The following is a 24,304-nucleotide window of genomic DNA, read 5'->3' as shown; positions in this document are numbered from 1 at the left end:
GACATCGACCATGACCACCCCCCGTCCCTGGCTGGCCTCCTACGGCAAAGTCCCCGCCCACATCAATCCGGACGCCTATCGCTCCGTCGTCGACATGCTCGAACAGGCGATGCAGAAGTACGCCGACGAGACGGCCTTCGTGTCCTTCGGCCAGCGCCTGAGCTACGCAGACGTCGACCGCCTGTCGGCGCGCTTCGCAAGCTATCTGCAGCGTGAACTCGGCGTGACCAAGGGCGATCGCGTCGCGGTCATGATGCCCAACCTCGCCGCCTTCCCGATCGTGTTCATCGGCATTGCGCGCGTCGGTGCCGTGCAGGTCAACGTGAACCCGCTGTACACGCCGCGCGAACTGGCACACCAGCTCAACGATGCGGGCGTCAAGACCATCATCTTGTTCAACGGCTCCACGCCGACCCTGGCCGAGATCGTCGAGCACACGGGTGTCACCACCGTCATCACCGCCGCCCCCGGCGACAGCCTGCCGGTCGCGCTGCCCGCACCCGCGGTGGACGCGCGCCTGACCCACACCGTCGCGCTGGCCAGCATCCTGGCCGAAGACAAGCCAACCGACTATGCCGCGCCAAGGATCACAGGCGACGACCTGCTGTTCCTTCAATACACCGGCGGCACCACCGGCTTGTCGAAGGGTGCGTGCCTCTCGCACCGCAACCTGGTCGCCAATACCGAGCAGTACAAGGCCTTCATGGGGGACTCGATGGTCCCGGGCCAGGACGTCATCGTCACGGCGTTGCCGCTGTATCACATCTTCGCCTTGATGGTGAACCTGATCAGCTACTTCGCGCTGGGTTCGGAGAACTGGCTGGTGGCCAACCCGCGCGACATGGACGGTCTGATCCAGACCTTCAAGGATTCGAAGATGACGGTCTTCGCCGGCGTGAACACGCTGTATGCCGGCCTGGCCGCGAACCCCAAGCTCAAGGAAGTGGACTGGTCGCACCTGCGCCTGTCCGTGGGCGGTGGCGCTGCCGTGTTCCCGGCCGTGTCAGCGCGCTGGCAGGAGATCACCGGCAAGCTGATCCTGGAAGGCTATGGCCTGTCGGAGACCAGCCCGGTGCTGTCGCTGAACCCGCCCTTCATCGAGGCGTTCTCCGGCACCACGGGCCTGCCATGGCCATCGACGGACATCAAGCTGATCGACGACGCCGGCAACGAAGTGCCGCTGGGCCAGGCGGGCGAAATCTGCGCCAAGGGTCCGCAGGTCATGAGCGGCTACTGGCAGAAGCCGGAAGCCAACGCGGCGGCGTTCACAGCCGACGGCTACTTCCGCACAGGCGACGTCGGCGTGTTCGACGAGCGCGGCTACCTGAAGATCGTGGACCGCATCAAGGACATGATCATCGTCTCTGGCTTCAACGTGTATCCGAACGAGATCGAGGCTGTGGCCACGGCCTGCCCCGGCGTGGCCGAGTGCGCCTGCATCGGCGTGCCCGACGAGAAGACCGGCGAGGCCATCCGCCTGTTCGTCGTGAAGGCGCCGGGCGCGGAGTTGACCGGGCAGGCCGTCATCGACCACTGCCGCAAGGCGCTCACGGGCTACAAGGTGCCGAAGGTCGTGCGCATCATCGAGGCGTTGCCCAAGTCCACCGTGGGCAAGATCCTGCGTCGCGAACTGCGCGACATCGCGCCTGCCGTTGCCGCGCTTGCCTGAAGACAGCGCAGACGTGGTGTCTTCTGACATGCGGCCTTTACTTGAGCGCGAGAGCCGGCCTCTAATCAAGGCGGGCCGCACCTGCAGCTACGGCCATTTGCGCGTGCCACAGCGCGTGCACCATTCCCGCCGACATTGATCTCGTGCCTGTGCCGAGCAGCGTCTCGACTCGGCGTCTCGCACATCCAATGCAGTTCATGTCGGCAAATCCGCCCTCCCAGGGGCAACCATCGGCAACAGAAGGAGCGAAAGCATGGCGAAGAGCAAGAGGCCCAACATTCTCGTGATGTGGGGGGACGACATCGGCCAGTCCAACTTGAGTTGTTACACGAAGGGGATGATGGGCTACCGAACGCCCAACATCGATCGGATCGCGAAGGAAGGGATGATCTTCACGGATGCCTACGCCGAGCAAAGCTGCACGGCCGGGCGGGCATCGTTCATCACCGGCCAGTGCGGCCTGCGCACCGGCCTCACCAAGGTCGGTCTGCCCGGTGCGGACCTGGGCCTCAAGGCAGAGGACATCACCATCGCCGAGGCGCTCAAGCCGTTGGGCTACCGCACCGGCCAGTTCGGCAAGAACCACCTGGGTGACCGCGACGAGCATTTGCCCACGATGCACGGCTTCGACGAGTTCTTCGGCAACCTCTACCACCTGAACGCAGAAGAAGAGCCCGAGCACGTCGACTACCCGCCTGAAAAGGACTTCCCGGACTTCAAGAAGAAGTACGGCCCGCGCGGCGTGCTGCACTGCTGGGCCGACGGCAAGGGCGGCCAGAAGATCGAGAACACCGGTCCGCTGACCATCAAGCGCATGGAAACCTGCGACGACGAATTCCTGGCCGCGGCCAAGAAATTCATCCAGGCCGCGCACGATGCGGACGAGCCCTTCTTCGTCTGGTTCAACACCTCGCACATGCACGCATGGACGCACGTCAAGCCCGAGAGCCGTGGCCAGTCGGGCCGCTGGCAGTCGGAATACCACGACGTGATGATCGACCACGACAAGTGCATCGGCGAGATGCTCGACTTCCTGGACGAACTCGGCATCGCCGACAACACCTTCGTCAAGTACAGCACCGACAACGGCCCGCACATGAACACCTGGCCGGACGCGGGCACCACGCCGTTCCGCAACGAGAAGAACTCGAGCTGGGAAGGCGCCTATCGGATTCCGCTGGTGGTGCGCTTCCCCGGCTACATCGAGCCCGGCTCGGAGTCGAACGAGATCGTCAGCCACCTCGACTGGTTCCCCACCATCCTCGCCGCCGCCGGCGATCCCGACATCAAGGAGAAGCTGAAGAAGGGCCTCAAGATCGGCGCCAAGACCTTCAAGGTGCACCTGGACGGCTACAACCTGGTGCCCTACCTCACGGGCAAGGAGAAGAAGAGCCCGCGCCCCGGCTTCATCTACTTCACCGACGAGGGCGATGTCGCGGCGCTGCGCTACGACAACTGGAAGTTGATGTTCATGGAGCAGCGCGTCTCGGGCACGCTGAAGATCTGGCTGGAGCCCTTCGTGGTACTGCGCGCACCGTACATCTTCAATCTGCGCATGGACCCGTACGAGCGGGCGATACAGACCTCGAACACCTACTACGACTGGCATTTCCGCCACATCTACCTGTGCGTGCCGGCGCAGGTGATCGTCTCCGAGTTCCTGGAGACCTTCAAGGAGTTCCCGCCGCGGCAGAAGTCTGCGAGCTTCAGCCTGGACCAGGTCATCGAGAAGATGACCGAGGCATCTGGCGGCGGAGGCCATTGAGGCGAACCCCGGGGGTTGCGGCCGCGTCCCGGCCATCGCAGCGGGCCCCCGGACTCTCGCGAAGTGTCGGTGACCTTCGCGAGCGCCGGGCTCCAGCAGATGATCAGGCGAGCTGGGTCAGATACAGCAGGTACAGGATCGAGAAGACCAGGTCGCCGCCGGCGAGCAGCCGCGTCATGCCACGTCCACGCATGATCGCCACCTGCAGCGTCACGAACGTGAGCTTCTGCAGGACCGAGGCGATCAGCACGGGCGTGCGCAGTTCGGGCATCCAGGCCGCGGCGACGATCAACGCGCCGTTGCAGAACACCAGCACACCCCAGTGGCGGGCGACCAGCAGGCCGACGTCGTCGAGTCGGGTCTTGTCGCCATAGACCAGTCGCAGCACCGTCGACGGCGCGAGTGACGTCACGATCATGCTGGCAGTCAGCAAGCCGGTGACGAGGAGGATCATTTCGATATGGGCGGTAATCATGTGGGAGCCTGGGTTCAGGGTTATCGTTGATTGCCGCGCGGGCCGGCGCTTGCGGCGGCAGGAAGGAACATCGTTGAAGGCGCTCCGCGCTCAGATCATTGCTTCGATCAGTCGCGGTCCGCGCTGCTTCATGGCCGACGCGTACTGGTCGGCGAACTCTTCAACGGTGGTCGCGCGGCTGGCTTCGACGCCCAGGCCTTGGGCAATCTTCGTCCAGTTCATCTCGGGGTTGTGCAGGTCGAGCATCGAGAGTGCCTTCGGACCGGCATTCAAAGCGCCCACGCGCTGCAACTCGATGTTGAGAATGGCATAGGAACGGTTGGCGTAGATAACGACCGTGATGTCAAGGTCTTCGCGCGCCATGGTCCACAGGGCCTGCATGGTGTATGCCGCGCCGCCGTCGCCGTGCGGGCAGATCACCTTGCGATCAGGTGCCGCGAGCGCGGCGCCGACGGCCACTGGCAAGCCCTGGCCGATCGAACCACCAGTCAGCGGCAGGTGGGTGTGCGGTCGCGCGCGGCCCAGGTGCGTCAGCAAGGGGAAGACGGAGGTTGCCGCTTCGTCGGCGTAGATGGCGTTGTCGGGCGTCATCGCAGCGATGACCTGCGCGATGGTCTCGGCGTTCAGCGTGCCGCTCGCGGGGACGTCTGGCAGCAGGAAAGGCACGCGGATCGGCGAACTGGCCGGTGCGCCGAGCGCGTCGGCCAATGCCGCCAGCGCGCCGGGGCCGTCTTCGTGCGGATGGGCCAGCGTGCTGAACTGGCAGGACTCCGGTGCGCACCAACTGGGCTTGCCGGGATAGGCAAAGAACGACACCGGCGGCTTGCTGCCGACCAGGATGATCTGTTCGATGCCGGTCAGGAAAGCCACGATCTGCTCGGCGAAATACGGGATGCGCTCGACGGGCACGCGGCCTGCGCCCAACTCGATCATCGGCGCGAAGGTGTCGCAGAGCAGGCGTGCGCCGGTCTTGGCCTGGACACGTCCAGCGGCTTCGAGCCCGGCGCCGTGGAGGGCAGCGCCGCGCAGGATGAAGGCGGTCTTCTTGCCGTTGGAGAGCAACTTCGCCACGTCGTCGATGGCGTCGCTGCCGACGACTGCGGGCAGGATGTCGGGCAGCGCGGACGCGGCCCTCTCGGCGGGATTCCAGGCGGTGTCGGCGGGCAGGATCAGCGTGGCAATGCCGCCGGGCGCGGAGCGGGCGGCCTGCACGGCGCGCGCCGCGTCGGTGGCCACGGACTGGGCGCGCTTCGATTCGTGGATCCACGAAGACACCGGCCGCGCGAAGCCGACGATGTCCGAGGTCAGCAGCGCGTCGTATTGCAGGTGGTAGGTCGCGTGGTCGCCCACGACGTTGACGATGGGCGTGGCGGCGCGGCGCGCGTTGTGCAGGTTGGCCAGGCCGTTGGCAAGGCCGGGGCCCAGGTGCAGCAGCGTCGCGGCGGGCTTGCCGGCGATGCGGCCGTAGCCGTCGGCCGCGCCGGTGACGACGCCCTCGAACAGGCAGAGCACCGGCCGGATGCCCTCGATGGAATCGAGCGCTGCCACGAAGTGCATCTCGGACGTGCCGGGGTTGGCGAAGCAGATGTCGACGCCGCAATTGACCAGGGTCTGGACCAGCGATTGCGCGCCATTCATTTCGGTGCTCATGTTCTTGTCTCCGTCTTGATGTTTACAGTTGGATCAATGCGCTGCGGACGAAGTCCTCGTCCCACTCCATGCCCAGGCCCGGTGCGTCGGGAATGATCACCTGGCCATTCCTGATCTCGTACGGCTTCTGCAACACCGGGTTGACCCAGTCGATCCACTCCACGAGATGCGCGGTCTCGGTCACGCGCAGGACGTGCGCGCCGACCTCCGGGTAGAAGTGCGTCGACATCGGCACGCCGGCAACGCCGGCAATGGCTGCGGCACGCATCCAGCCGGTCACGCCGCCGATGCGCATGAAGTCGGGCATCATGAGATCGCAGGTCTTCATCTGGATGGCGCGGTGCACGTCCAGCGGGCCATAGAAGTTCTCGCCCATCTGCAAGGGCGTCTTGATGGCCTCGCGGAGCTTGGCGTAGCCGTCGAAGTTGTCGTAGAGCAGCGGTTCTTCGATCCACTCGAAGCCCAGGTCGTCGATGGCGCGGCAACGCAGCAGCGCGTCGCCGATGTGCAGCGACTGGTTGAAGTCGACCATCAGGCGCATGTCATCACCAACACCCTTGCGCACGGCCTTGAGCGTGGCCAGGTCGTCGCGCAGGTGCTCGCGGCCCATGCGCATCTTCATCGCGGTGAAGTTGCCTTCGTCGCGCAGCTGGATGGCTTCTTCTTCAGCGGCCTCCGGCGGAATGAGCCACAGGCCGCTGCTCTGGTAGGCGTTGACCGGGCCCACGGAGCCGCCGAGGAAGGTGCACAGCGGCAGGTTGGCCGACTTGGCCAGCGCGTCCCACGCCGCCATGTCGAGGCCTGACACGGCGATCATCGACAGGCCGGGGTAGCCCACCAGGTGCAGCGACTTGCGCGCGATGTTGTAGATGTCGGCCGGTGCGACCTGGCGCCCCTTGAGCGCGTCGCTGAGGTCCTTCAGCATCGCGATCAGGTACTTCATCGAGTTGGGCAGGTAGGGCTCGAGGTAGCTCTTGCCGACGATGCCCTCCCTGGTGTGCAGGTCGATCAGGATCACCGGCCAGTCGCTCACGCTGCCGATGCGGGCCTGGATCGGCCGCTTGAGCTTGAGCATGACCGGGCGCGCCTCGATGCGGTCGAAGGTCAGGGTCGTGGATTGGATTGCTGTCATGGTTGTCTTTTCTTGTGTGATGGTTGGGGCTTATCGCGCCACGGCCAGCGCCGGGGCCGCCGCCGCGCGGCGCGACACCCACCAACCGAAGACCGCCGCGGTGAAGAACATCAGCAGGCCGTAGATGGCAGGCGCAATCGACATGGCACCGTCCTTGAGCACGACCAGCGCGAGGTAGATCCCCAGCGTGCTGTTGTGCAGGCCGATCTCGAAGGCGATGGCGCGGTTCTGGCCTTCGGTCAAGCGGCTGAACTTGCCGGCGAAGTAACCCACCAGCATGCTGAGGACGTTGAACGCCAGGGTGGCCGTGCCCACGACCTGGATGTTGCTCATGAGCACGGTCCACTGGCTGATGACGACCAGCACGATGAGCAGCGCAAGGATCACCGAAGAGGCGATCTTCACCGGCTTGTCCATCCGGGCGGAGAAGCGCGGGAACTTCGCGTGGATGACCATCCCGATGGCCACCGGCGTGAGCACCATCACGATGACTTCGAGGGTCTTTTGGAATTGCAGCGGGATGTACGCCTGGCTGCCCATGAAGCTCTCCAGCGCAAAGTTGACGATGAACGGAATGCTCGCGATGGACAGCACGCTGTTGATGGCCGTGAGCGAGATGTTCAGCGCCACGTCGCCCTTGAACAGGTGCGAATACAGGTTGGCGGTGATGCCGCCCGGCGATGCGGCCAGCAGCATCATGCCCACCGCCAGTTCGGCGGACAGGCCCAGCGACTTGCACAGGAAGAAGCACAGGGCGGGCAGCAGCACCGTCTGGCACAGCAGCCCGATCAGGATGGCCTTGGGTTGCACCAGGATCCGCTTGAAGTCCTCGATGCGAAGGTGCAGGCCCAGGCCCAGCATGATGACGGCCAGGGCCAGCGGAAGGCCGATGGTGGATAACGCGTTGGCTTGCATGTCTCTCTCCTCGAGCCTCGGAGGCTCGTATGTTTCGGTGGGTGGGGGTGGGCGCGGCAGCCCGGGGCCGTCGGGCAGGCGATTCAAGGAACAGGCTGCGGCGCGCGGTACCGAACTGTAGGAATCGGTGCCCGGTCCTGACTGTCCGAAATTTACGATCCGAGGAAATTTCCGTGGTCAGGCGGGGCGTGAGCGTTGCGGCAGGTGGGCCGCTCCCTCGCCCTCTTGTTGCAGCAGCGCCGGGTTCCGGATCTCGATGTGCCCGTAGCGCAAGGCAATGGCGCCGAGTTTCACCAGTGCCTGCAGCTCCCTGTTGAGGGTCGGACGGCTGATGCTCAGCATCATGGCCAGCGTTTCCTGCGACGTGGTGATGATGTTGCGCGGGTCGCCACTCTCGGTCATGTCGCCGCGTGCCAGCAGGAGCAGGCGACGCGCGACGCGCTCCTGTGTGCTGTGCAGGGCCGAGTCGCTCATCAGCCCATAGGTCATGCGCAAGCGGCCCGCCACCAGCCTGGCGATGGCATGCGCAAAGGAAGCGCGTTGCATCAGTTCATCGAACTTGCGGGCGCTGACGGCCAGCAGTTCGGTTTCCACCGGCGCGATGGCCGTGTTGGCCCGGCGCATGCCGTCGAGCAACGCCACCTCGCCGACCCAGTTGCCGGGTTCCGTGATCGTGAGGATCGCCTCGTTGCCGTCGGGATGCAGGATGCACAGCTTGAGCATGCCGCGCACGACACCGAAGAACGCCGCCTGCGAGGGCCCGATCATGTCGCCCTGGCGATAGAGCAGTTCCCCCTGGGACAGTTGCTTCGGCGTCGCGGCGCACAGCAGCGCATCGGCCTCGGCCGGCGGCAGGCGTTGGAACCATGGGTTTTCGGCAAATACATTCATGGCGAAGCCGTACGCGTGATCGACCCGGTGACCTGGCAGGAAGCGAACCGACGCGTGCTTGCGCTTCGATCATGACGCGGCGCTGGCTCGACAGCAATCCGTCGCGGTAGCCGCCAGCCGGTTCGTCATTCCCTTGCCGTCGATCTGCCGTGGCAATGGTTGCAGAGTTCGCTGCCCGCAAGCCGCGGGCAACCGAGCATTGCGGTCATCACTGTTCTTACTTATAACAATCGCTAACAATTCACTTCCCTCGCGGAGACCCGATGGACGATGTGGCATCGAGCGCCGAGCCCCTGCTCAGCGTGCGTGGCTTGCTTGTGCGCTTCGGCGGCATCGTTGCCCTCGACGCGGTCAGCTTCGATGTCGCCCGCGGCCATGTCTGCGGCTTGATCGGCCCCAACGGCGCCGGCAAGACCACGCTCTTCAACTGCCTCAGCCGCCTGTACCGCTACCAGGAAGGCGACATCGTCTTCGAGGGCCAATCGATCACCGCGCTGCCGACGCACGGCATCGCGGGCCTGGGCATCGGCCGAACGTTCCAGAACCTCGCGATGTTCCGCACGCTGTCGGTGCGCGAGAACGTCATGGTCGGCGCCCACTCGCGCTCATCGGCGGGCTTCCTCGCCAGTGCGCTGCAACTGCCGAAGGTGAAGGCCGAGGAGCGCGAGATGCGCGAGCGTGCCGAGGAGATCATGGCCTTCCTCGCGCTGACCCCGATGGCCGCGCGGCCGGTGGGCACCCTGCCCTTCGCGATCCAGAAGCGCGTCGAACTGGGCCGGGCGCTGGCCGCCAGGCCCAAGCTGCTGCTGCTCGACGAGCCGGCGGCCGGCCTCAACCATGAGGAGCTGGATGACCTGGCGCGGCTGATCCGCGAGATCCGCGACCGCCTGGGCGTCACGGTGCTGCTGGTCGAGCACCACATGGGCCTGGTGATGGGCGTGTCGGACCGCATCGTCGCGCTGAACTTCGGCCGCAAGATCGCGGACGGCCCCCCCGCCGAGGTCCGCGATGACCCGGCCGTTGTCGAGGCCTACCTCGGCGCCCCGGCGGAAAGGCGACATGCCCAGCCTGCTTGAAGCGCGCGGCCTCACCGCGACATATGGCGCGACGCAGGTGCTGCATGGCATCGACTTTGCCGTCGAGCATGGGCGCATCACTGCCCTGCTCGGTGCCAACGGCGCCGGCAAGACCACCACCTTGCGCGCGATCTGCCAGATGGTGCGCACCGGCGGCACGCTGACCTTCGAGGGGCGCGCTCTGGCGGGCCTCGGCACCGAGGACATCGTCCGCCTTGGGGTGGCGCACGTCCCGGATGGCCGAGGCACCTTCACCGCGCTCACGGTCGAGGAGAACCTGCGCCTGGGCGCCTACCTGCGGCGCGACAAGGCCGCGGTGGCGCAGGACATCGAGCGCACCTACGCGCGCTTTCCGCGCCTGCGCGAGCGTCGGCAGCAGCAGGCCGGCACGCTCTCCGGCGGCGAGCAGCAGATGCTGGCGATCTCGCGTGCGCTGATGCTGAACCCGAAGCTGTTGCTGCTCGACGAGCCGTCGTTCGGGCTGGCCCCGCTGATCGTGCGCGAGATCTTCTCGATCATGCGCCGCATCAACGCCGAGGACGGCGTCAGCATCCTGCTGGTCGAGCAGAACGCGACCCAGGCGCTGGAACTGGCCGACGCGGTGGTGCTGCTTGAAACCGGCCGCGTCGCCATCGCCGGGCGCGCCGACGACATCCGGCGTGACGAGGCGCTGCGCCGCGCCTACCTGGGGTACTGATGGACGCACTGCTGCACCAGATCTTCTCGGGCCTCGCCACCGGCTGCATCTATGGCTCGATCGGGCTGGCGCTGGTGATGATCTACCAGGCCACGCACCACATCAATTTCGCGCAGGGCGAGATCGCGACCTTCTCGACCTTCATCGCGTGGGCGCTGCTGCAGAAGGGCTGGCCTTACTGGGCCGCCTTCGTCGCCACCGTCGCTATTTCGTTCGCGGGCGGCGTGGCGATCCAGCGGCTGATCCTGCGCCCGGTCGAACGCGCGCCGGTGCTGACCAATGTGATCGTCTTCATCGGCCTGCTGGTGATCTTCAACTCACTCTCGGGCTGGATCTTCGACCACACGATCAAGGCCTTTCCCAGCCCTTTCGCGCAGGACTCCGCGCTCGCCACGCGCTTCTTCTCGGCCCACGAACTCGGCACGGTGGGCGTGATGCTGTGCGTGCTGCTGGGCCTGTGGGCGTTCTTCCGCTTCACGCCGATCGGCCTCGCGATGCGTGCAGCGGCGCACAACCCGGAGTCGGCCCGCCTCGTCGGCATCCGCGTGTCGTGGATGCTGGCGATGGGCTGGGGCCTGGCGTCGGCCATCGGCGCGGTGGCCGGCATGATGATCGCGCCGACCGTGTTCCTGGACCCGAACATGATGACCGGCATCCTGATCTACGGCTTCGCGGCGGCGCTGCTCGGCGGCATCGACAACCCCGCCGGCGCGGTGGCCGGTGGCTTCATCGTCGGCGTGCTCGAGAACCTGCTCGGCGCCTACGTGATCGGCACCGAACTCAAGCTGACCGTCGCGCTGCTGCTGATCGTCGGCACGCTGACGCTGTTTCCCAATGGCCTGTTCGGCCGCAGCGTGGTGACGCGCGTATGACGACCCAGCAGAAAAAGCTCGCATGGTTGCTCGGGGCGCTGCTGCTGGCCGCGCTCTGCGTGCTGCCGTTCATGGTCAAGAACTACCGCGTGTTCCAGTTCAACCTGGTGCTGGTGTATGCGATCGCGATCCTCGGACTCAACATCCTGACCGGCTTCAACGGCCAGATCTCGCTCGGCCACGGCGCCTTCTTCGCGATGGGCGGGTACACGGCCGCCATCATGATGGACCGCTTCGGCTTGCCCTACTGGTCCACGCTGCCGGTGGCCGGCGTGGTGTGCTTCGGCCTGGGCTTCCTGATGGGCTTTCCTGCGCTGCGCCTGGGCGGGCACTACCTCGCGCTGGCCACCTATGCGCTCGCACTGGCGGTGCCGCAGCTGCTGAAGTGGAAGCTCATCGAGCAATGGACCGGCGGCGTGCAGGGCATCGTGCTCAGCAAGCCCGAGCCGCCCTTCACCTTCCGCTTTCTCGGACAGCCATTGAACGCCGACCGCTGGCTGTTCTTCTTCACCTGCGCGGTGACGGCGATCATGTTCCTGCTCGCGTACAACCTCCTGCGCGGGCGGACGGGTCGCGCGCTGATCGCGATTCGTGACCATCCGATCGCGGCGACGGCGATGGGCATCAACCTGCCGATCGTGAAGTCGACGGCATTCGGAATATCGGCTGCCTACACCGGCGTGGCCGGCGCGCTCGGCGCGATTTGCGTGGCCTTCGTCGCGCCCGACAGTTTTTCCGTGCTGCTGTCCATCACGCTGCTGGTCGGACTCGTCGTCGGCGGGCTGGCTTCGATCCCGGGCGCGATCTTCGGCGCGCTCTTCATCCAGTTCGTGCCGAACGTGGCCGACGAGCTGTCGAAATCGGCGCCCTGGGCGATCTATGGCGTCCTGCTGATCGGGATCATGTACCTGATGCCCACCGGCGCGATGGGCTTGCTCAAGGGTGCGTGGGCACGCTTGCGGCCGGCAGCCGCGCCCGACGCGAAATCCCCCAAACCGGCTTTGACCCCCAGGAGACATCCGACATGAAGCTCATGAAGAAAGCGTGGACCCTTTCCATCGCCTGCGGCCTCGCGGCTGCGATGCTTGGCTCGACGGCGATGGCGCAGAAGAAGTACGACCCCGGCGCCGACGACAAGGAAATCAAGATCGGCCAGATCGGTCCGTACTCCGGGCCCGCGTCCGCCTACGGCGCGATCGGCAAGACGATCGGTGCGTACTTCGACAAGATCAACGCCGAGGGCGGCATCAACGGCCGCAAGATCAAGTACCTGCCGCTCGACGATGGCTACAACCCGGCCAAGACGGTCGAGATGGCGCGCAAGCTGGTCGAGGAAGAGGAGGTGCTGCTGGTCTTCAACCCCCTCGGCACCGCGACCAACACCGCGATCCGCAAGTACCTGAACGACAAGAAGGTGCCGCAGCTTTTCGTCGCAACCGGCGCGACCAAGTTCGGCGACCCGAAGAGCTTCCCCTACACGATGGGCTGGCAGCCGCCCTACGCGGCCGAGGCGCGCATCTACGCGCAGCACATCCTCGAGACCCAGCCGGGCGCGAAGATCGCGGTGCTCTACCAGAACGACGACTTCGGCAAGGACTACCTGCAGGGCTTCGAGGAAGGACTTGGCGACAAGGCCAAGACCATGATCGTCTCCAAGCAGACCTACGAGGTGACCGACCCGACCATCGACAGCCAGATGCTGAGCATGAAGTCCTCAGGCGCGACCGTGTTCTTCAACGTCACGACACCGAAGTTCGCGGCCATGTCGATCAAGAAGGCCGCCGAGATCGGCTGGAAGCCGGTCCATTACCTGACCAACGTGTCGATCTCGGTCAGCTCGGTGATGGAGCCTGCGGGGCTGCAGAACAGCGCTGGCATCCTGACCGCGCTGTACGGCAAGGATCCGACCGATCCGCAATGGGCCAATGACGCGGGCATGAAGGACTGGCTCGCCTTCATGAAGAAGTTCTACCCGGCCGGCAGCCTGACCGACGCCAACAGCGTCTACGGCTACGGCGTGGCCCAGACGCTGGTGCAGGTGCTCAAGCAATGCGGCGACAACCTCACGCACGAGAACGTGATGAAGCAGGCGGCCAGCCTGGAGATGACGCTGCCGATGTCGCTGCCGGGCATCAACATCAAGACCGGGCCGGATGACTTCTATCCGATCGAGCGTGAGCAGCTGGCGAAGTTTGATGGGAAGACCTGGGTGTTGTTCGGGAAGGTCTACGGGCGCTGAGCGCCCCCCGGAAGCAGTCGTTCAACGCTCCGGTTCAGCGGCGGGCCGCGCAGCGGACACTCCGCTGCATGCGATTGTCAGCCGCGCTCGCGCCGGTAGTGCATGGCGACCGCGCCATTGCCGAGCGGCTTCGCCGAGACCAGCTTGAGCCGTCGCGTGTTGGGCAGCCCGCTCTGGTACAGGGTCGGGCCGTGGCCGGCGATCCTGGGGTGCACGAGGAACTTGTACTCGTCGATCAAATCCAGCCGGTCCAGCTCGGTCGCGAGCTTGCCGCTACCGAGGAGCACGCCGGCGGGGGTCGCGTCCTTGAGCTTTTGCACGCCGGAGCGCAAGTCGCTGGCGATGGGGTGGCTGTTGGTCCACGGGAAGTCCGTTCGCGTCGACGACACGACGTACTTCGGCTTGACCTCCAGCTTGACCGCCCATTCGCGCACCTTCGGCGGCGCCTCCACGTCGCCACGGGCGACCGCCGGCCAGTAGGTCTCCATCATCTCGTAAGTGGCGCGGCCCCACAGCATCGCCCCACCCTCGTCCATGAGGCGCGTGAAGAAGGCGTGCGTCTCGTCGTCGGCGATTCCCTCCTGGTGGTCGACGCAGCCGTCCAGGGTGACGTTGAGGCTGAAGGTCAGAAGTCCCATGCGAATCTCCTCCGGGTTGCGCGGTCCGCTGGACTGTCGCTTGTCGACGAATACCTGCTCGGTCTGCTGAACCGGCCGCTTTCGGAGCGCGGCGCGGCCCCGCCCCTCACCGCTGGGTCTTGTCCTTCGCGTTCTGCGCCTCGATCCGTTCCCGCGCCGCCATCCAGTCCGCATCGCTCCACTGCCGCAGCTCGTAGAAATTGCCGCCCGTGGCCGCGGCGTGTCCGCCGTCCATCATGATCGACTGGCCGGTGAGCCAGTCGCATTGGCCCGGCGCCATGAGGAAGGCCGCCAGGTTCTGCAGCTCGCTCATCTCGCCGACGCGCCCCATCGGGTTGGTCTTCTTGCTGCGCGCGCCGGGCTCCTCGCCTGGGTTCAGGCGCTTGCTCATGCCCTCGGTCGGGATCTCGCCGGGGCCCACCGCGTTGAGGCGGATGCCGTAGCGCGCCCACTCCAGCGCCAGCGACTTGGTCATGACCTCGATGCCGGCCTTGCTCATGGCCGACGGCACGACGTACGGGCTGCCGTTGTCGACCCAGGTCACGATGATGCTCATCACGCTGCGGAACGGGCTGCCGGCCTTCCACTCGCCCGACTTGGCCTGCGCCACCCAGCGCTTGCCGACGGCCTGCGTCACGTAGAAGCTGCCGTGGAAGACGATGTTGGCGATGGCATCGAAGGCGCGCGGCGAGAGCGCCTCTGTCGGCGAAACGAAGTTGCCGGCCGCGTTGTTGATCAGCCCCGTGAGGCCGCCGCTGGCGAACAGCGACTCGACCATCTCGTCCACCGCCTGCGCATTGCGGATGTCGACGCCGAAGGCATCGACGCGCCGCCCCGGGAACTGCTGGCGCCATTCGGCCGCCGTCTCCTCCACCACCGACTGGCGTCGGCCGCAGATGGCGACGTCGGCGCCGAGGCTCAGGAATTGCTCCGACATCGACTTGCCGAGCCCGGTGCCGCCGCCGGTCACGAGGATGCGCTGGCCGGACATGAGGGTGGGTTGGAACATGGTGCTATCTCCTTGCATTGGTTGAGGTCGATGAAACGGTCAGAAGGTGTGAAGATTTCGTAGCGAGGGCGCCTGCCGGGAGGCCGGTTCGCGGAGCGGAACCGTACTCCAGTACGGTGACAACGCTAGTTGCGGCATAGGCTAACAATTGCGCGAAGCGCTTGTTATGCCGGAGCCAACGCCGCAGGCCCGAGATCGGTGGCCGCAGTAGAAAGATTCGCACCTTCTTCAATCGGGGACGAAATTCGCCTTGAACTTGAGCTCGTCCTCCGGCAGTTCCAGCGTGACGAGTTGCCCCATCTTGCCGTCCGACAAGCGGCACGCGGCAAACAGGCTGTACTTGCCCTTCAGGTAGTAGCTCGGCAGGTCGATCAGCGCGTACGGGTGCGGCACGAAGACCTGGTGCGCGAACACGGTGCGGTGCACGTTGCGCGGCGACGGAAAGAGCTTGTAGTCGGCGGTGTCGAAGGATCTGGCAATGGCCATGGCGGGTTCCCTGTAATTCGTCTGTTCGGTTGCGGCTCAGCCTTGGCGGAACTGCTTGCGCAAGAGCGAGCGATGGCGGGCGATGTGCGCCATCTGCGGCTCCGCGATGGTTCCGCCGAGGTCGACGCCGTCGCCGTTGAGCACCTCGTTGGCATAGGCCATGGCGCGGTTCACGACTTCCGCCTCGCTCACGCCCTGCTGTGCCGCCAGGTCGAGCGCGACGCGCTTCATGGCGCGTTGCGAGAGCAGCCACATGGCGCCAAAGGCATCCCACGCGGCGGCCGCTTCCTTGAACTTGTCGCGCTCGGCGAGGATTTCGTTGAGCGGCTTGGCGAGCAGTTCGTTCAGGTCGGCGAGTTGCCCGGCCATGGCCTCGTGCTGCGCTTGCGCGGCGAGCAGGGCGTCGCCGGCGTCCGCGATGGAGGCGCCGGCCGTGGATGGCTTGTCGGATGGAGGCATGGTGCTGAAGAGGCCGGGATGGAGGTCGGCCGATCAGCAATTGTGGCGCGGCGCCGCAGTGGCGCGTCGCTTTCGCGAAAGCCCGGCCTACTTGAGCTGGGCCATGAACGTGGTGGGCGTGCCGAACGAGGTCTGGCCGGCGCCGGATCGGGCGAGGTCCTCGTCCGTGCCCTTGCGCATCGAGAAGACAAAGGTGCAGGCCACCAGCGTGACGGTGACGAGCAACGTCCACCAGCCAAACGAGTAGATCAGGCCGACTGTCAACAAGGGCGCGAGCAGGAGGGCGAAGGTTCTCAGCATGGGCTTTTTGGTGTTGTCTATGTCGAAAGTATTATCCGTTACAAACAATACAAAATGTTAACCGTGTGGGTTTTCACCTACAAGTCGACGGTAGGCCTCGCGCGTGGCCGGTGCCACCGATTCGAGCGCGAGCTGGTAGGAGGTCTGGTGCCTGGCCATCATCCGCGCGGAGGCCACGATCTTCGACTTGCAGAACCAGTGGCAGGTGTGCTGCATGAGGAACAACTCGGCCGACATCATGAACGCCTTGGCCTTGGGCGGCTGGTCGAGCGTGTTGGCCGCAGCGTCGGCAATGCCTTTCGCGTGGATGGCAAAGGCCTTGCGCACGTCGAAGGTGGCGGTGGGGAACAGCGTGTTGGCGAGCGGCAAGGCCAACGGGATCTTGCTGACGCGCGCGTCCACCTCGCCGACGCGCGAGAAGCCGGTGGCAAAGCGGTTGAACTGCGCGGAGAGGTCCAGCTCGGTGGTGCTCAGCATGCTCCAGATCTGCGCCTGGCGCTCCGCATTGGGCTCGCCGAGGCAGCGCATGTAGCCGTCGGTCAGCTTCTCCATGAGCTTCTCGATCTCGTAGTTGCCGAGGTGGCTGCCCAGCAGCGCGATGCGGCGGCGCTGGTCGCGCGACTTGAGCACGAAGGCGACGCCGCCGAGGAAGACGATGAGGATGAGGGTTTCCATGCTCAGGACGCAGCTCTCTTCGCGCGCTTGGCTGGAGGTGCCAGTGGTGGAACGCTCACGCTCAATTGCCGGAGTTCGCGACGTAGTTCCCTTTCCAGTTCCTGCTCCGTTGGCAGGTGCAACTGGTACCGGCTCGTGAAGATGTTGCGCTCCTGCTGCTCGCCCAAGGTATATCTCACGACTGCATCGTTCTTGTCGGGGCAAAGTATCAAGCCCAATGTCGGATTGTCCCCTTCGGTTCTGCGCTCCTGGTCGTAGAAGTTGACATAGAACTGGATTTGGCCGAGGTCTCCATGGGTGAGCTTTCCGACTTTCAGGTCGATCAACACGTAGCACTTCAAGACCGTGTGATAGAAAACCAGGTCGATGTAGAAGTGATCGCCGTCGACGGTGATGCGCTCTTGCCGCGAGACAAACGCAAAGCCTTTGCCGAGTTCCATCAGGAAGGTCTGCAAGTTGTCGATAAGCGCTTGCTCCAGCGTGGACTCCGCCAAACGTGGAGATTCCGGCAGCCCGAGGAATTCGATCACGAGCGGGTCTTTCAGGGCATCGAGCGGTTGCATCACCTCGTGCCCATGCGTTGCGAGGCGCATCAGCCCCTTCTTGTCCTTGCTCTTGCCCAAGCGGTCGTAGAGCAGGGTAGCCATCTGCCGCGACAGTTCACGGACCGACCATGAATTGCGGATGGTCTCGATCTCGTAGAAGGCGCGCGCCTCTTGACGTCCTGCGCGCAGGAGTTGTCGGTAGTGGCTCCAGGACAGCGCGGGATGCAGCAACCCGGGCTGCCATTCGCCCTCCTCTTTCGAATTCCGCGACGGCGTCTCGGAAATCGAGCCTGCGAGCAAAGCCGGCACAACCAACGAAATCCGAGACAGCGTCACGGAAATCAGCCGCGGGTAGTCGATATAGAACTGCCGGAACGCTTCCAGGTTGTCAACCGAATAGCCGCGCCCAAACTCCAGGTTCAATCTCGTCGACAGGTCCGAAAGAACCTTCGCACCATAACCGGCGCGGCGCTTCCCACTTTGCTCCTCTTCGACTATCTCCCTTCCTATCAGCCAGTTTGCGGCGACTTGCGAGGTATTGACCGTCCGTGCCACGGTGGCACGCGCGACGTCAAGGATCTCGCGCACCCGCGCGTACAGCGGGGCGACGGTTGCGATGGATTTCTTTCCGGGCGGGATACGACTAAGGCGGGTAGCCAATCTTGTTCTCTCGGTGAGCTGCGCGCGATTATCGGGTCAGAGGCTGGACCGAACTGCGCCCGTTCGCCGCCTTCCCACCCCGCAATGCCGGCATGTCCAGCACACGAATACCTCCGTACTCCACCCGCAGCGCGCCTTGCGCCTCCAGCGTGCGCAGGGCCTGGTTCACGCGCTGGCGCGACAGGCCGATGAGGTAGGCCAGTTCCTGCTGCGTGATGCGCAGCAGCTCGCCCACGCCGGGGAACAGCACCGGATTGAACAGCGCCGCCAGGTTGCGGGCCACGCGCGTATCGGGGTTGTTGAGCCGGTCGGCCTCGCGCGCCGCGATGAACTGCCCGAGTCGCTCGTTCAACTGATTCATGACGAAGCGGTTGAAGCCGATCGAATGGTCCAGCAACCAGTGGAAGTCGTCGATCGGCAGGCCGGCGACGAGGCTGCGGCGCAGCGCCTGGATGTTGTAGCGATAGGGCTCGCGCTTGAGCGCCGTGCCCTCGCCGAACCAGCCGCCCGGCGGCAGGCCGCTGTAGGTCATGGAGGTGCCGTCGGCGTTGTCGTTGCTCATCTTGAGCAGGCCCTCGACCACGCCGAACCAGAAGGTCGGCGCGCGGCCGATGCGGCAGACCAGGTCGCCGGGATCGGCTTCGGCGACGGCGATGGCCGCCTCGGCGCGCTTGCGCTCGGTGGTGGAGAGCGTGTGCAGCCAGGGGATGTTGGCCAGTTCGTCGGCGGTGGCCGGCCGCGCGCGGTCGCGGATGGAACCGGCAGTCGGCGCTGCGCTCATCGGGAAACTCCGGGGAGTAGTGTCCCTAGGATTGTCGTTCGAACGACAAGTTGGCGTCAAAGTGCGGCCTACGATCCGGCGCAACGTGACCCTGCCTCCCCTCCCCGCCGACACCTTTCCGCGCCTGCTGGCCGCGCATGCGGCAAGGCAGTCGGACGCGCCCGCCGTGCGCGAGAAGGACCTCGGGATCTGGCAGACCTGGACCTGGGCCGGCGTGGCCACGGAGGTGCGCGAGATCGCCTGCGGGCTGGCGAGCCTGGGCTTCCGGCCCTTCGACAACCTGGCCATCGTCGGCGCCAACCGGCCGCATCTCTACATGGCCGTGGTGGCGGCGCAAAGCCTGCGCGGCGTGCCGGTGCCGCTCTACCAGGACGCCGTGGCCGGCGAGATGGTGTTCATGCTGCAGGACGCGGCCATCGACTTCGTCATCGCGGAAGACCAGGAGCAGGTCGACAAGCTGCTGGAGTGCCGCGAGCTGCAGGGTGCAGGCGGCTACCAGGGCCTGCGCCACATCGTCTACGACGACCCCAAGGGCCTGCGCCACTACGACCAGCCGGGCGTGATCGGCTACGAGCGGCTGCGCGAACTGGGCCGCGCCTTCGACGCCGCGAACGGCGGCTACTTCGATGCGGCCGTGGCAAGCGGCGTGGCCACCGACGTGGCGGTGATCCTCTACACCTCCGGCACCACCGGCCGGCCCAAGGGCGTGTGCCAGACGCACGCGAGCTTCATCGCGGCGGGCCATGGCGGCGTGGTCACCGACAGGCTCGGCCCCGGCGACAACATCATGAGCTACCTGCCGATGGCCTGGGTCGGCGACCATCTCTTCTCCGTCGCGCAGTGGCTGGTGGGCGGCTTCACGCTCAACTGCCCCGAGTCGGCCGAGACGGTGATGAACGACATGCGCGAGATCGGGCCGAGCTACTACTTCGGCCCGCCACGCACCTTCGAAGGTCTGCTCACGGCCGTGTCGATCCGCATGGAAGACGCGGCCGCGCCCAAGCGCTGGCTGTATGCGAAGTTCATGGCGCTGGCGCAGCGCGTGGGCGCCGACATCCTCAACGGCGCGCCGGTCGGGTTCGGTGACCGCTTCATGTACGGCATCGGCAACGCGGTGGTCTACGGGCCGCTGCGCAACGTGCTGGGCATGAGCCGCATCCGCGTGGCCTACACGGCCGGCGCGGCGATCGGGCCGGACCTGTTTCGCTTCTATCGCTCGATCGGCGTGAACCTGAAGCAGTTCTACGGCCAGACCGAGACCTGCGCCTATGTCTGCCTGCAGCAGGACGGAAAGGTGAAGCTGCAGACCGTGGGCACCGCCGCGCCGGGCATGGAACTGCGCATCGCCGACAACGGCGAGGTGCTGGTGCGCGGCGTGTCGGTGCTCAAGGAGTACTACAAGCGGCCCGACGCGACGGCCGAGGTGCTGGACGCCGACGGCTACTTCCACACCGGCGATGCGGGCGTGCTGGATGCCGAGGGCCACCTGCGCATCATCGACCGCGCGAAGGATGTCGGACGCATGAAGGCCGGCGCGATCTTTGCGCCCAACTACATCGAGAACAAGCTGAAGTTCTTCCCGCAGATCAAGGAAGCGGTGTGCTTCGGCAACGGGCGCGACGAGGTCTGTGCCTTCATCAACATCGACTTCGAAGCGGTGGGCAACTGGGCCGAACGGCGCGGGCTGCCGTATGGCGGCTACGTCGACCTGGCCGGCAAGCCCGAGGTGCTGGCGCTGGTGGCCGACTGCATCGCCAAGGTCAACGCCGACCTCGCCGCCGAGGAAGGCATGGCCGACACGCAGGTCGCGCGCTTCATGGTGCTGCACAAGGAACTGGACCCGGACGACGACGAGATGACCCGCACACGCAAGGTGCGGCGCGGCTTCGTGGCGGAGAAGTACGCGGTGCTGGTCGACGCGCTATATGGCGGCAGGACGGAGCAGTTCATCGAGACGCAAGTGAAGTTCGAGGATGGACGCACGGGCGTTGTCAACGCGACGTTGAAGATCGTCGAGGCGAAGCGGTATGCGGCTGTGAGGGAGGCTGCATGAAACACGAACTTCCGGACGCAGAGGACGCGAAGGTTTCGCGAAGGACGCGAAAGAACTTCCAGGGAAATTTCTTCGAAGCTTCTTTGGTTTTCTTTCGCGTCCTTCGCGTATCTTCGCGTCCTTCGCGTACGGTCAAGTCCGCATTCCTGGAGCCCGTCCATGGCTAGGAAGACCGGCGACGTCATCCTCGACGTCCAGAACATCAGCCTCGGCTTCGGCGGCGTGAAGGCGCTGACGGACATCAGCTTCGACGTGCGCGAGCACGAGGTGCGGGCCATCATCGGGCCGAACGGCGCGGGCAAGAGCTCGATGCTCAACTGCATCAACGGCGTGTACCAGCCGCAGCACGGCAGCATCACCTTTCGCGGCAAGACCTTCAAGCACATGAACTCGCGCCAGGTGGCCGAGATGGGCGTGGCGCGGACCTTCCAGAACCTGGCGCTGTTCAAGGGCATGAGCGTGCTCGACAACATCATGTCCGGGCGCAACCTCAAGATGAAATGCGGGCTGCTCGCGCAGGCTTTGCGTTGGGGGCCGGCGGAGCGCGAGGAACTGCAGCATCGCGAGTTCGTCGAGCACATCATCGACTTCCTGGAAATCCAGGCGCACCGCAAGACGCCCGTCGGCCGCCTGCCCTACGGCCTGCAGAAGCGCGTCGACCTCGGCCGCGCGCTGGCGATGGAGCCGCAGGTGCTGCTGCTGGACGAGCCGATGGCCGGCATGAACGTGGAAGAGAAGCAGGACATGAGCCGCTTCATCCTCGACGTGAACGACGAGTTCGGCGCGACCATCGTGCTGATCGAGCACGACATGGGCGTGGTGATGGACATCTCGGACCGCGTGGTAGTGCTGGACTACGGCAAGAAGATCGGCGACGGCACGCCGGATGAAGTGCGGGCCAATCCGGAAGTGATCCGGGCCTACCTCGGGACGGAACACTGACATGAAACGACCTTCACGCGCGCGACGTTCGTTGCTGTCCCGGACAGCGGATCGGGTGCCGACGCAGGGGCTGGGGCGGGATCACGCCGACGGCGTACTCTGCTCCGCGAATGTCCCCCGGCCTTCGGCCTCCTCCTTTATTTCGCTGCGCAGAGCACACCATCGACGTGATCCAGACGCGCAGCGGTCGATCGGCCGGCACGACGCGGCTTGCCCTGTGCCGAGGGCATCGGGTGTCTCCCGCAGCGAAATAAAGGAGGAGGCCGCAGGCCGGGGGACATTCGCGGAGGGAGATACCCGGTGTCCTCGGCACACGCCCCCATCCAAGTCCCATCCGGCAGGCGGCCACTGACGTGGGCTTCTTCCTCGAAACCCTGTTCGGCGGCCTCATGGCCGGGATGCTTTATGCGCTGGTCGCACTGGGCTTCGTGCTGATCTTCAAGGCCTCGGGCGTCTTCAACTTCGCGCAGGGCGCGATGGTGCTCTTCGCGGCGCTGGCGATGGCACGCTTTGCCGAGTGGCTTCCGCAATGGTTCGGGTTCCAGAGCGCGTTGCTCGCGAACCTGCTGGCCTTCATCGTCGCGGCGCTGTGCATGGTCGTCGTGGCCTGGTTGATCGAACGGCTCGCGCTGCGGCACCTCGTCAACCAGGAGGGCATCACGTTGCTCATGGCCACGCTGGGCATCGCGAACATCCTCGACAGCGCCGGCCAGCTTCTCTTCGGCAGCGCCACCTACAAGATCGACATCGGCATGCCGAAGGACCCGATGCTCGTGCTGGAGAACGTGTTCGAAGGCGGCCTGCTGCTGAGCAAGGAAGACCTCTATGCTGCGGTGCTCGCGGCGGCGCTGGTGACGATGCTCACGCTGTTCTTCCAGAAGACCGCCACCGGCCGTGCTTTGCGAGCAGTGGCCGATGACCACCAGGCCGCGCAATCGATCGGCATTCCGCTGGCGCGCATCTGGGTCATCGTCTGGTCGATCGGCGGCTTTGTCGCACTTGTCGCGGGCGTGATCTGGGGCAGCAAGCTGGGCGTGCAGTACTCCATCTCGCTGGTGGCGCTGAAGGCCTTTCCGGTGGTGATCCTCGGTGGGCTGACCTCGGTGCCGGGCGCGATTCTGGGCGGACTGATCATCGGCGTGGGCGAGAAACTGTCGGAGATCTACCTCGGCCCCTACCTTGGCGGCGGCATCGAGAACTGGTTTGCCTACGTGCTCGCGCTGGCCGTCTTGCTGGTGCGACCGCAGGGTTTGTTCGGTGACAAGATCATCGACCGGGTCTGAAGGAAACCACGCGATGTTCTATCGGGAAAACGGCCAATTCAAGAGCAGCTACCGCGCCGACCTCGCGCTGTTCCCGGTCGCGCAGGATCGCTGGGCGATGCTGGTGCTCGCGGCCATCGCCTTCATCGCGCTGCCGATGGTCGCGAGCGACTACGCCTTCCGCGCGATCTTCATTCCGTTCCTGATCCTCTCGCTGGCCGCCATCGGGCTCAACATCCTGGTCGGCTATTGCGGGCAGATCTCGCTGGGTACCGGCGCCTTCATGGCGGTGGGCGCGTACGCGGCCTACAACCTGCAGGTGCGCTTCGATGGCATGCCATTGCTGGTCGCGCTCGTCGGCGGTGGCTTGTGCGCGACGGTGTTCGGCGTGTTGTTCGGCATTCCGAGCCTGCGCATTCGAGGGCTCTACCTTGCGGTGGCAACGCTGGCCGCGCAGTTCTTCGTCGACTGGTTCACCAACCGCGTGAAGTGGGTCACCAACGATTCGTCCTCCGGCTCGGTCAGCGTGCGCACGCTGCAGATGCTCGGCTTCGAGTTCAGCACGCCGATGCACAAGTACCTGCTGTGCCTCACGCTGGTAGTCGTCTTCGGACTGCTGGCCAAGAACCTGGTGCGCGGCGCGATCGGCCGCGAGTGGATGGCGATGCGCGACATGGACGTGGCGGCGGCCGTCATCGGCATCCGGCCGGTGTACGCCAAGCTCTCGGCCTTCGCGGTGAGCAGCTTCATCGTGGGCGTGGCCGGTGCGCTGTGGGGCTTCGTGCATCTCGGTGCGTGGGAGCCGTCGGCCTTCAGCATCGACAAGTCGCTGCAGCTGCTGTTCATGATCATCATCGGCGGGCTGGGCTCCATTGCCGGCAGCTTCTTCGGCGCGGGCTTCGTCGTGCTGCTGCCGCTGTTTCTCAACTACGTGCCGCACTGGCTGGGGCTGTCGATTTCCACGGGCACCGCGTCGCACCTGGAGCACATGATCTTCGGCGCCCTGATCGTGTTCTTCCTGATCGTCGAGCCGCATGGCCTCGCGCGCCTGTGGTCGACCGCACGGCAGAAGCTGCGCCTCTGGCCCTTCCCGCACTAGTTTTTCACCCGCAA

At 65.5% G+C, this 24,304-nt stretch carries 24 protein-coding genes; 11 read left to right on the top strand and 13 right to left on the bottom strand.

Annotation, left to right across the window (positions count from 1 at the left end; translation table 11 throughout):
* The first annotated feature begins 10 nt into the window (after positions 1-10).
* Positions 11-1,669, top strand: coding sequence for an AMP-binding protein (locus tag HCU76_RS28905; protein WP_218511215.1), 1,659 nt, complete (start codon positions 11-13; stop codon positions 1,667-1,669).
* Between the two features lie 253 nt (positions 1,670-1,922).
* Positions 1,923-3,434, top strand: a complete 1,512-nt coding sequence (locus HCU76_RS28900) for an arylsulfatase (RefSeq protein WP_218511214.1) — start codon at positions 1,923-1,925, stop codon at positions 3,432-3,434.
* A gap of 103 nt (positions 3,435-3,537) precedes the next feature.
* Here the strand turns inward: HCU76_RS28900 and HCU76_RS28895 are convergent, their stop codons facing one another.
* From HCU76_RS28895 to HCU76_RS28875, 5 genes are all read right to left on the bottom strand, one after another.
* On the bottom strand, positions 3,538-3,909 hold the full coding sequence (locus HCU76_RS28895; protein WP_218511213.1) for a hypothetical protein: 372 nt from the start codon (positions 3,907-3,909) through the stop codon (positions 3,538-3,540).
* Positions 3,910-3,999: 90 nt separating this feature from the next.
* The gene (locus tag HCU76_RS28890) at positions 4,000-5,547 is read right to left on the bottom strand and encodes an acetolactate synthase large subunit (RefSeq protein WP_218511222.1); all 1,548 of its coding nucleotides are present in this window, start codon (positions 5,545-5,547) and stop codon (positions 4,000-4,002) included.
* Between the two features lie 34 nt (positions 5,548-5,581).
* Positions 5,582-6,691: an enolase C-terminal domain-like protein gene (locus HCU76_RS28885; RefSeq protein WP_218511212.1), complete on the bottom strand. Its 1,110-nt coding sequence runs from the start codon at positions 6,689-6,691 to the stop codon at positions 5,582-5,584.
* Between the two features lie 30 nt (positions 6,692-6,721).
* Positions 6,722-7,606 carry a bile acid:sodium symporter family protein gene (locus HCU76_RS28880; RefSeq protein WP_213958189.1) on the bottom strand — a complete coding sequence of 295 codons (885 nt, stop codon included), beginning with the start codon at positions 7,604-7,606 and terminating at the stop codon, positions 6,722-6,724.
* Between the two features lie 177 nt (positions 7,607-7,783).
* Positions 7,784-8,497 (bottom strand): Crp/Fnr family transcriptional regulator, encoded by a 714-nt coding sequence (locus HCU76_RS28875; protein ID WP_218511211.1) that lies wholly within the window; start codon positions 8,495-8,497, stop codon positions 7,784-7,786.
* A 263-nt stretch (positions 8,498-8,760) separates the two neighbouring features.
* Here HCU76_RS28875 and HCU76_RS28870 point away from each other — a divergent pair, with 263 nt between their 5' ends.
* The 5 genes from HCU76_RS28870 to HCU76_RS28850 are packed head-to-tail and all read left to right on the top strand — an operon-like array spanning position 8,761 to position 13,381.
* Positions 8,761-9,573 carry an ABC transporter ATP-binding protein gene (locus HCU76_RS28870; protein WP_256354544.1) on the top strand — a complete coding sequence of 271 codons (813 nt, stop codon included), beginning with the start codon at positions 8,761-8,763 and terminating at the stop codon, positions 9,571-9,573.
* Complete coding sequence (locus tag HCU76_RS28865; RefSeq protein ID WP_218511210.1) at positions 9,557-10,270, top strand: ABC transporter ATP-binding protein; 714 nt, start codon at positions 9,557-9,559, stop codon at positions 10,268-10,270. Before HCU76_RS28870 ends, HCU76_RS28865 begins: the two co-directional genes overlap by 17 nt.
* Positions 10,270-11,142 (top strand): branched-chain amino acid ABC transporter permease, encoded by an 873-nt coding sequence (locus HCU76_RS28860; protein ID WP_218511209.1) that lies wholly within the window; start codon positions 10,270-10,272, stop codon positions 11,140-11,142. The genes HCU76_RS28865 and HCU76_RS28860 overlap by 1 nt, the downstream gene beginning before the upstream one ends.
* Positions 11,139-12,170: a branched-chain amino acid ABC transporter permease gene (locus HCU76_RS28855; RefSeq protein WP_218511208.1), complete on the top strand. Its 1,032-nt coding sequence runs from the start codon at positions 11,139-11,141 to the stop codon at positions 12,168-12,170. The genes HCU76_RS28860 and HCU76_RS28855 overlap by 4 nt, the downstream gene beginning before the upstream one ends.
* Entirely contained in the window at positions 12,167-13,381 is a 1,215-nt protein-coding gene (locus HCU76_RS28850; RefSeq protein WP_218511207.1) for an ABC transporter substrate-binding protein, read from the top strand. Before HCU76_RS28855 ends, HCU76_RS28850 begins: the two co-directional genes overlap by 4 nt.
* A 77-nt stretch (positions 13,382-13,458) precedes the next feature.
* Here the strand turns inward: HCU76_RS28850 and HCU76_RS28845 are convergent, their stop codons facing one another.
* The 8 genes from HCU76_RS28845 to HCU76_RS28810 all read right to left on the bottom strand — a co-directional run bounded on the left by HCU76_RS28845 (position 13,459) and on the right by HCU76_RS28810 (position 18,934).
* Positions 13,459-14,019, bottom strand: a complete 561-nt coding sequence (locus HCU76_RS28845) for a dihydrofolate reductase family protein (RefSeq protein ID WP_213958196.1) — start codon at positions 14,017-14,019, stop codon at positions 13,459-13,461.
* Positions 14,020-14,125: 106 nt separating this feature from the next.
* On the bottom strand, positions 14,126-15,028 hold the full coding sequence (locus HCU76_RS28840) for an SDR family oxidoreductase (RefSeq protein ID WP_213958197.1): 903 nt from the start codon (positions 15,026-15,028) through the stop codon (positions 14,126-14,128).
* A gap of 228 nt (positions 15,029-15,256) precedes the next feature.
* The gene (locus HCU76_RS28835; protein WP_213958198.1) at positions 15,257-15,514 is read right to left on the bottom strand and encodes a hypothetical protein; all 258 of its coding nucleotides are present in this window, start codon (positions 15,512-15,514) and stop codon (positions 15,257-15,259) included.
* A 36-nt stretch (positions 15,515-15,550) separates the two neighbouring features.
* Positions 15,551-15,973, bottom strand: coding sequence for a hypothetical protein (locus HCU76_RS28830; protein WP_218511206.1), 423 nt, complete (start codon positions 15,971-15,973; stop codon positions 15,551-15,553).
* Between the two features lie 87 nt (positions 15,974-16,060).
* Complete coding sequence (locus HCU76_RS28825; RefSeq protein WP_213958200.1) at positions 16,061-16,273, bottom strand: hypothetical protein; 213 nt, start codon at positions 16,271-16,273, stop codon at positions 16,061-16,063.
* A gap of 57 nt (positions 16,274-16,330) precedes the next feature.
* Positions 16,331-16,948 (bottom strand): hypothetical protein, encoded by a 618-nt coding sequence (locus HCU76_RS28820; protein WP_213958201.1) that lies wholly within the window; start codon positions 16,946-16,948, stop codon positions 16,331-16,333.
* Between the two features lie 2 nt (positions 16,949-16,950).
* Positions 16,951-18,153, bottom strand: a complete 1,203-nt coding sequence (locus tag HCU76_RS28815; protein ID WP_256354541.1) for a YhcG family protein — start codon at positions 18,151-18,153, stop codon at positions 16,951-16,953.
* Between the two features lie 28 nt (positions 18,154-18,181).
* Positions 18,182-18,934: a Crp/Fnr family transcriptional regulator gene (locus tag HCU76_RS28810; RefSeq protein ID WP_213958202.1), complete on the bottom strand. Its 753-nt coding sequence runs from the start codon at positions 18,932-18,934 to the stop codon at positions 18,182-18,184.
* Between HCU76_RS28810 and HCU76_RS28805 the strand changes: the two genes are divergently transcribed.
* The 4 genes from HCU76_RS28805 to HCU76_RS28790 all read left to right on the top strand — a co-directional run bounded on the left by HCU76_RS28805 (position 18,906) and on the right by HCU76_RS28790 (position 24,290).
* Positions 18,906-20,987 carry a long-chain fatty acid--CoA ligase gene (locus tag HCU76_RS28805; RefSeq protein ID WP_218511205.1) on the top strand — a complete coding sequence of 694 codons (2,082 nt, stop codon included), beginning with the start codon at positions 18,906-18,908 and terminating at the stop codon, positions 20,985-20,987. The two genes, HCU76_RS28810 and HCU76_RS28805, sit on opposite strands and share 29 nt — an antisense overlap.
* Before the next feature lie 159 nt (positions 20,988-21,146).
* Positions 21,147-21,929 (top strand): ABC transporter ATP-binding protein, encoded by a 783-nt coding sequence (locus HCU76_RS28800; RefSeq protein WP_213958204.1) that lies wholly within the window; start codon positions 21,147-21,149, stop codon positions 21,927-21,929.
* 353 nt (positions 21,930-22,282) lie between these two features.
* Entirely contained in the window at positions 22,283-23,212 is a 930-nt protein-coding gene (locus HCU76_RS28795) for a branched-chain amino acid ABC transporter permease (RefSeq protein WP_213958205.1), read from the top strand.
* Positions 23,213-23,225: 13 nt separating this feature from the next.
* Positions 23,226-24,290, top strand: a complete 1,065-nt coding sequence (locus HCU76_RS28790) for a branched-chain amino acid ABC transporter permease (protein WP_213958206.1) — start codon at positions 23,226-23,228, stop codon at positions 24,288-24,290.
* Positions 24,291-24,304 lie beyond the last annotated feature (14 nt).

Origin of the sequence: Variovorax sp. dw_308 (genome assembly GCF_019207085.1) — a bacterium.
Taxonomy (GTDB): domain Bacteria; phylum Pseudomonadota; class Gammaproteobacteria; order Burkholderiales; family Burkholderiaceae_C; genus Variovorax.
This window is presented reverse-complemented; position numbering and strand designations above follow the sequence as displayed.

Coding starts and splice junctions, on each gene's coding strand:
- HCU76_RS28905 (WP_218511215.1), top strand. CDS start 11: ATGACCACCCCCCGTCCCTGGCTGGCCTCCTACGGCAAAGTCCCCGCC.
- HCU76_RS28900 (WP_218511214.1), top strand. CDS start 1,923: ATGGCGAAGAGCAAGAGGCCCAACATTCTCGTGATGTGGGGGGACGAC.
- HCU76_RS28895 (WP_218511213.1), bottom strand. CDS start 3,909: ATGATTACCGCCCATATCGAAATGATCCTCCTCGTCACCGGCTTGCTG.
- HCU76_RS28890 (WP_218511222.1), bottom strand. CDS start 5,547: ATGAATGGCGCGCAATCGCTGGTCCAGACCCTGGTCAATTGCGGCGTC.
- HCU76_RS28885 (WP_218511212.1), bottom strand. CDS start 6,691: ATGACAGCAATCCAATCCACGACCCTGACCTTCGACCGCATCGAGGCG.
- HCU76_RS28880 (WP_213958189.1), bottom strand. CDS start 7,606: ATGCAAGCCAACGCGTTATCCACCATCGGCCTTCCGCTGGCCCTGGCC.
- HCU76_RS28875 (WP_218511211.1), bottom strand. CDS start 8,497: ATGAATGTATTTGCCGAAAACCCATGGTTCCAACGCCTGCCGCCGGCC.
- HCU76_RS28870 (WP_256354544.1), top strand. CDS start 8,761: ATGGACGATGTGGCATCGAGCGCCGAGCCCCTGCTCAGCGTGCGTGGC.
- HCU76_RS28865 (WP_218511210.1), top strand. CDS start 9,557: ATGCCCAGCCTGCTTGAAGCGCGCGGCCTCACCGCGACATATGGCGCG.
- HCU76_RS28860 (WP_218511209.1), top strand. CDS start 10,270: ATGGACGCACTGCTGCACCAGATCTTCTCGGGCCTCGCCACCGGCTGC.
- HCU76_RS28855 (WP_218511208.1), top strand. CDS start 11,139: ATGACGACCCAGCAGAAAAAGCTCGCATGGTTGCTCGGGGCGCTGCTG.
- HCU76_RS28850 (WP_218511207.1), top strand. CDS start 12,167: ATGAAGCTCATGAAGAAAGCGTGGACCCTTTCCATCGCCTGCGGCCTC.
- HCU76_RS28845 (WP_213958196.1), bottom strand. CDS start 14,019: ATGGGACTTCTGACCTTCAGCCTCAACGTCACCCTGGACGGCTGCGTC.
- HCU76_RS28840 (WP_213958197.1), bottom strand. CDS start 15,028: ATGTTCCAACCCACCCTCATGTCCGGCCAGCGCATCCTCGTGACCGGC.
- HCU76_RS28835 (WP_213958198.1), bottom strand. CDS start 15,514: ATGGCCATTGCCAGATCCTTCGACACCGCCGACTACAAGCTCTTTCCG.
- HCU76_RS28830 (WP_218511206.1), bottom strand. CDS start 15,973: ATGCCTCCATCCGACAAGCCATCCACGGCCGGCGCCTCCATCGCGGAC.
- HCU76_RS28825 (WP_213958200.1), bottom strand. CDS start 16,273: ATGCTGAGAACCTTCGCCCTCCTGCTCGCGCCCTTGTTGACAGTCGGC.
- HCU76_RS28820 (WP_213958201.1), bottom strand. CDS start 16,948: ATGGAAACCCTCATCCTCATCGTCTTCCTCGGCGGCGTCGCCTTCGTG.
- HCU76_RS28805 (WP_218511205.1), top strand. CDS start 18,906: ATGGAACCGGCAGTCGGCGCTGCGCTCATCGGGAAACTCCGGGGAGTA.
- HCU76_RS28810 (WP_213958202.1), bottom strand. CDS start 18,934: ATGAGCGCAGCGCCGACTGCCGGTTCCATCCGCGACCGCGCGCGGCCG.
- HCU76_RS28800 (WP_213958204.1), top strand. CDS start 21,147: ATGGCTAGGAAGACCGGCGACGTCATCCTCGACGTCCAGAACATCAGC.
- HCU76_RS28790 (WP_213958206.1), top strand. CDS start 23,226: ATGTTCTATCGGGAAAACGGCCAATTCAAGAGCAGCTACCGCGCCGAC.